Genomic DNA, 6,275 nt, shown 5'->3' with positions numbered 1-6,275 from the left:
CTTGGCTCCATTGTTTTCGCACAGATCAACAACCTGCAAAAAAAGCTGCAGGGATAAATTTCACCGATACTTCAGCGCTCTCTGTTTCACAGACAGAGGGCGCTTTTCGTTGCGTCCGCCTGCAAAACGCATTATAATATTGGATATCGTATTTTCATACCTGCATACTGAGAAGGTGTCTTCATGTATATTGCCGATCTCCATATTCATTCCCGTTTTTCCCGCGCCACCAGCAGGGACTGCGATGCGCCCCATCTCGACCTGTATGCAAGGCGCAAGGGAATCGGTCTGCTGGGTACGGGAGATTTTACCCACCCCGCCTGGCGCGCCGAGCTGAAAGAACAGCTGGTACCCGCAGGCAACGGCGTTTATACCCTGCGCGATGCGCTGCGGCTGGACAGCAGCGCCCCCGCAGAGGTGCCTCGCTTTGTCGTTACGGGCGAAATCAGCTCCATTTACAAAAAGGACGGCAAAACCCGCAAGGTACACAACCTGATTCTGCTGCCCAGTCTGGAGGCTGCGGATGCGCTGGCCGCGCGGCTGGAGGCCGTCGGCAATATCCGTTCGGACGGGCGGCCCATCCTCGGCATGGACAGCCGCGATCTGCTGGAGCTGACGCTGGATACCTGTCCGGATGCGGAATTTGTTCCCGCGCATATCTGGACGCCGCATTTTTCCATGTTCGGCGCATTTTCCGGCTTTCAAACGGTGGAGGCCTGCTTTGGCGACCTTGCCGGCCAGATCCACGCAGTTGAAACCGGTCTGTCGTCTGACCCGCCGATGAACTGGCGCGTTTCTGCACTGGATGGGCTGACGCTGCTGTCCAACTCGGACGCGCACTCGCCCGCCAAGCTCGGCAGAGAGGCCAATCTGCTTACGGGCGAGATTTGCTATCCGGCGCTCATCCGCTCCATCCGTACCGGCGAGGACCTGCTGGGGACCATTGAATTCTTCCCTGAGGAGGGCAAATATCATCTGGACGGCCACCGAAATTGCGGCATCTGTCTGACGCCGGACGAAACCGCCGCCTGCGGCGGTGTTTGTCCCGTATGCGGCAAAAAGCTGACCATCGGCGTGGAGCACCGCGTGGAGGAGCTTGCCGACCGGCCGGCCGGCTTCCGCCCTGCGCATGCCAAGCCCTTTGAAAGCCTTGCGCCGCTGCCCGAAGTCATTGCCGCCTCAACCGCCCTACCTGCCGCCGGCAAACGGACGGCGGCCCTGTGCGAGCGCCTGCTGCGCGAACTTGGGAGCGAGTTTCACATTCTGCGCGAGGTTCCCATCGGTGACATTGCGCAGGCTGCCGGCCCCTGCGTCGCCGAAGGCGTTCGCCGTCTGCGGCTTGGGCAGGTGGAGCGGCGCCCTGGGTTTGACGGGCAGTACGGCGTCATTTCTCTGCTCTCTCCGGATGAAATCGAAAAAATGAACGGCCAGATTTCGCTGTTCGGTACGCCTGCCCCCATTCTCCGCACCGTCAAAAAGAAAACGCTCTCTGCGCAGGCGCCGCAGCCGAGCGAGGCCGCTCCCCTGCCCGCCGGCCAGCTCAACGACGCGCAGCTTCAGGCGGTCACAGCCGCTGAACGCGCCGTTGCCGTTGTTGCAGGGCCGGGCACAGGCAAAACAAAAACGCTGACGGCGCGCATCGCCCACCTCATTGCGCAGGGCGCAAAACCGGACGAAATCACCGCCGTCACCTTCACCCGGCAGGCGGCGGATGAAATGCGCGGACGTCTTGCCGCCACACTCGGCAGGCGCATTGCCGCGCGGCTGCATATCGGAACCTTTCACGCGGTTTGTCTGCGCCTTTTGGGAAACGTAACCGTACTCAGCCCTGTTGAGGCGCTTGAGGCCGCCTCCGAAACCCTGCGGCAGCAGGGCGGCAGCCTGTCGCCCAAAGCGCTGATGCAGGCGGTTTCCCGCGTGAAAACCGGTTTTTCCTTTGAGCAGGCAGGTCTGGATGAAACGCTGTTCGACGCCTACTGCACCCGCCTGCGCGAGCTGAACGCACTGGACTTTGACGACCTGCTGAACCGCGCGCTTTCTCTGGATACCGCCGGCGCAAAACGCTTCACCCATCTGCTGGTGGACGAATTTCAGGACGTCAGTCCGGCGCAGTACGCGCTGGTTCGCGCGTGGAGCCGCGGCAGCAAAAGCCTTTTTGTGATCGGCGACCCCGATCAGTCCATCTACGGCTTCCGCGGCGCTACCAGCCGCTGCTTTGCGCGCCTTGCGGCGGACGAGCCCACGCTGCGCGTGATCCGCCTGTCGGATAACTACCGTTCCGCGCCGGAAATTCTCCATGCCGCGCAGGCGGTTATCGAGCAAAACCCAGGGCCTGCGCGCACGCTTTGCCCCCATTGTCCTTCTGTGATGCCGGTGCGGCTGGTGCAGGCCGAGGACAGCTTTGCCGAGGCCGTATTCATCGCGAAGGAGATCGGCCGCATGACAGGCGGCACCGATATGCTGGAAGCCCAGTCTGCTGCACGGCAAAGCCATGTGCGTGCCTTTTCCGATATCGCCGTACTCTGCCGCACCCATCACCAGCTTGCGCTGATTGAAAAATGCCTGCGGCATGACGATATCCCCTGCATTGTCAGCGGGCGCGAGGATTTTCTGGAAGCGGACGAGGTGCGCGGCCTGCTCTCCTTCGCCCGCCACCTGATGCAGCCGGACGACGCGGCCGCGCTCGATACGGCGCTCCGCCTGCTGTGGCACTGCCCTGCCGACCTCATTCTGACCGCGCGCCGGCTGTGTGCGGCGCAGGCAGAGTTTGTCCCCGATGCACTGCGGCAGTCCGTCCGCGGTCTGGGCGTGCTGGAAGCCTGGCTGGAGCGCGCCGCCGCATGGCTACCCCGCGTCCGCAGCGACAAACCGTACCGTTTGATCGAAGACTGGGAGGCGCAGTACGGCGGCTCGCCCGCGCTGGATAAACTCCGCAGCACCGCCGTATTTCACGATACGTTCTGCTCCCTGTGGGACGCCGTTACGCTGGGAGACGAGGCCGATCTGCGCCGCGCCGCAGGCAAGGGCTGGCAATCGGGCGCGGTGCGGCTGATGACCTTCCACGCGGCCAAGGGGCTGGAATTTCCCGCCGTTTTCGCTTCCGGCCTTGCAGCCGGCATGCTGCCGCTGGAATCTTCTGCCCGCAAGGCGGACGAGGAGGAAGAACGGCGCCTGCTCTACGTCGGCATGACCCGTGCAAAAGAGGAACTCATTCTCACCTTTGGAGCCGAACCCTCGGTTTTCCTGTCCGCCCTGCCGCGAGAGGTCAGACGGGAGACGCCGGTCCGCCGCATCCGCTCCGCAGAACAGCTCAGTCTGTTCTAAAGCATCCTATCATTTAAAAAACGCACGCGCTGCGCTGCAAATAAGCAAAAGGACGGGAATTTTCCCGCCCTTTTTCCATATCACACCTATTTTTTCCATCTCAGAACGGAGGGACAGCATTTGAAAAACGTCTATGGCTACATCCGCGTCTCCAGCATCGACCAGAACGAAGACAGGCAGCTCATCGCCATCCATAACCGCGGCGTGCCCGACGCGCGGATTTATATGGACAAACAGTCCGGCAAGGATTTTGAGCGCCCCAAATATAAGCGCCTTGTGCGCAAACTGAAGCAGGGCGACCTGCTTTATATCATGAGCATCGACCGGCTGGGCCGCAATTATAAGGAAATACAGCGCCAATGGCAGGTGCTGACCAAGGAAATCGGCGTGGATATCTGCGTGCTGGATATGCCGCTGCTGGACACCCGCCAGGGCCGCGACCTGATGGGCACGTTCATCGCCGACCTGGTTTTGCAGATTTTATCCTTTGTGGCGGAAAACGAACATGCCGTCATCCGCCAGCGGCAGGCAGAGGGCATTGCCGCCGCCAAAGCGCGCGGCGTGCGGTTCGGGCGGCCGCCCCGCGCGCTGCCGCCCAATTTTCACGAAGTGCGGAAAGACTGGCGCGCGCAGAAACTGACGCTGCGGCAGGCGGCGCAGGCCTGCAAACTGCCGGCCGGCACGTTTTATGCCAAAGCCGTCCGCTTTGAAAAGGCGCTCTGCGCAGACAAGCCCGACAGCAATATGTGTACTTTTATAAACGGCCGCAGAACCGTATAAAAAGATGCGGATTCCCTTGAAACCGACAAGTTTATATAGTATAATTTTCATAGATACTTATTCTTTTCGGCGTTTGTAAAAGTACACTTAAACAAATCCTGTATGGGGGGGAGGCACACACTTTAAATCAACCGAAAAGCATTTTAAAAGGAGGAGCAATATGAAAAAACGAATTTTATCCGCATTGCTGGTAGCAGCAATGATGCTGACCATGGCGCCGGCAGCGTTTGCGGCATCCACGGACAACTGTGAGTCTGGGGATACCTGCACGCAACATGCTGCCGCCATTGGCACTACGCATTATGACACTTTACAAGAAGCAATTAACGCGGTATCTGATTCTAACCCCACAGAAATTAAAGTTTTGAAAGAACTTCAGCCTGAGCAGATTTCCACATCAACAGATAAACAAATGCAGTTTCTCAAAGCAAATCAAAATATTACATTGGATTTGCAAGGACATACGGTTGTTGCATCTGCTGGTGAAGCCTTTAACCTGGCTGCTGAAAATCTTACATTGACCGTGAAAAACGGTACGGTTCAGAACTTTACCGAAGGAGACTACAGTGACGGGCTTTATGCTTATAAACAATGCAACAATTTGACTTTGACGCTGGAAAACGTAACTTTGAAGTCTCGCACTCAGACCCTTGCTGTGCAGGGACTGACGAGCAACTCTAATGTCACCATCCAAAATAGTACATTGACCAGCGACGAAGCATTAGGTATTTATTATCCACCCAAAAGTGGTACCTTAACCATTGATAACAGCGAAATTAGCGCCCCCACTGCTGTTGTAGTGAAGGGAAGCAATGTTGTTATTCGTGGCAATGGGACTAAAATATCTTCTTCCGGTCCTAAGGTCGAGCCTGATGAATATTATACCGGTGCTATCGACGGATCGCTGACCTTAACAGGGGATGCGATCTATATTGAAAGCGGGTATAACGATCGTGACATCACTCTAAATATCTCTGACGGTACATTTAGCAGTGCAAATAATCAAGCAGTACGTTTGTATATGAAGCCAGACGACAAACCGTCCGTAAAGCGTGATGTTATTGTTACCGGCGGCACGTTCTCCTCTGATGTATCGGCTTATGTAGCCCCGAACTATGAGTGCGTAGGACCTGATGAGCAGGGCAACTACACCGTTCAGAAGATGGACAGCAAGCTGGTTGTAGACAAGGGTGCAGTACAGGATTCCACTCAGTCTGCCACGCTGGAAGGCGATTTCAAGCCGAACGCTTCGATTGAGGGCGACAAGGAAGGCTCTGAGGTAAAGGGATATGATGTTTCCCTCGACCTTTCCAACGAGGGCGGAAACACGGCTGACACCGTCAATCTGACCGTCACCAAGGAAACCGCGCAGTCCCTTGCAAATGCGAGCAGCCTGTCGGTGACAACTGATGCAGGCACGGTTAAGCTGGATGCCGCGGCGCTGGACAAGGTCGGCACGACGACCAATGGCGACGTTGTGATTAAGGTTCAGAAGAATACCGTTGCAGGGGACGATAACGTCAAGGCTTCCTACACCGTTTCCGTTCAGGCGGGCGCAAAGAATCTGCTGCCCTACGGCGAAAGCAACGGCACGGTAACCATTACCGTTCCGAAGGGCGACGCCACGGTTGCCTGGTATGTAACCAACGAAAATGGTAGCAAGGTTTATGTAGAAAAGCTGACTACTAAAGATGTGGGCGAGGACCAGCTTGCCATCACCATCGGCCACCTGTCCACCATCGAGCTGCTGGCAACGAATCCGGAAAACACTGCGGTTGCAACCGTTACGGTTGACGGCGAGACCACCGGTTATACCGATTTGAATACCGCGCTGGCCGCAGCTTCCGCAAACAGCACGATTAAGCTGCTGAAGGATGTAGAGATCAGCGACAAGATTGTGATTGACAAAAACAATGTTATCTTTGACGGCGGCAATCACACCATCAAGCTGGTTACCGACGCCACGGGTACTGACGGCAAGCCTCCGGTCAACTCCATTTTTGAGGTTATCGGCGACAACGTCACCATCCAGAACGCCAAGCTTGTGGACGAAAATCATAAAGCCAAGCATGGCGTACAGTTCTACGAGTCCACGGACAGCAAGCTGTCCAACGTGGATATCACCGGCACCGCATGGACCGGCGTACTGGTAAACGGCTCGACGGTTACGA

General features: G+C 57.1%; 3 protein-coding genes. All 3 read left to right on the top strand.

Annotation, left to right across the window (positions count from 1 at the left end; genetic code table 11):
- Positions 1 to 183: 183 nt before the first annotated feature.
- A complete protein-coding gene (locus tag ACOYIE_RS08390; protein WP_433412268.1) occupies positions 184 to 3,324 on the top strand; it encodes a UvrD-helicase domain-containing protein in 3,141 nt (1,046 codons plus the stop codon).
- Between the two features lie 120 nt (positions 3,325 to 3,444).
- Positions 3,445 to 4,104 carry a recombinase family protein gene (locus ACOYIE_RS08385; RefSeq protein ID WP_433412266.1) on the top strand — a complete coding sequence of 220 codons (660 nt, stop codon included), beginning with the start codon at positions 3,445 to 3,447 and terminating at the stop codon, positions 4,102 to 4,104.
- Between the two features lie 1,021 nt (positions 4,105 to 5,125).
- Positions 5,126 to 6,275 (top strand): hypothetical protein (locus tag ACOYIE_RS08380; RefSeq protein WP_433412264.1); only part of this gene is annotated, 1,150 nt, incomplete at its 3' end.

The sequence above is a fragment of the Agathobaculum sp. genome, from assembly GCF_050946325.1.
In the GTDB taxonomy this organism is placed as follows: domain Bacteria; phylum Bacillota; class Clostridia; order Oscillospirales; family Butyricicoccaceae; genus Agathobaculum.
Note: the sequence above shows the minus strand (reverse complement) of the source record. Positions and strands in the feature narration are given on the sequence as shown.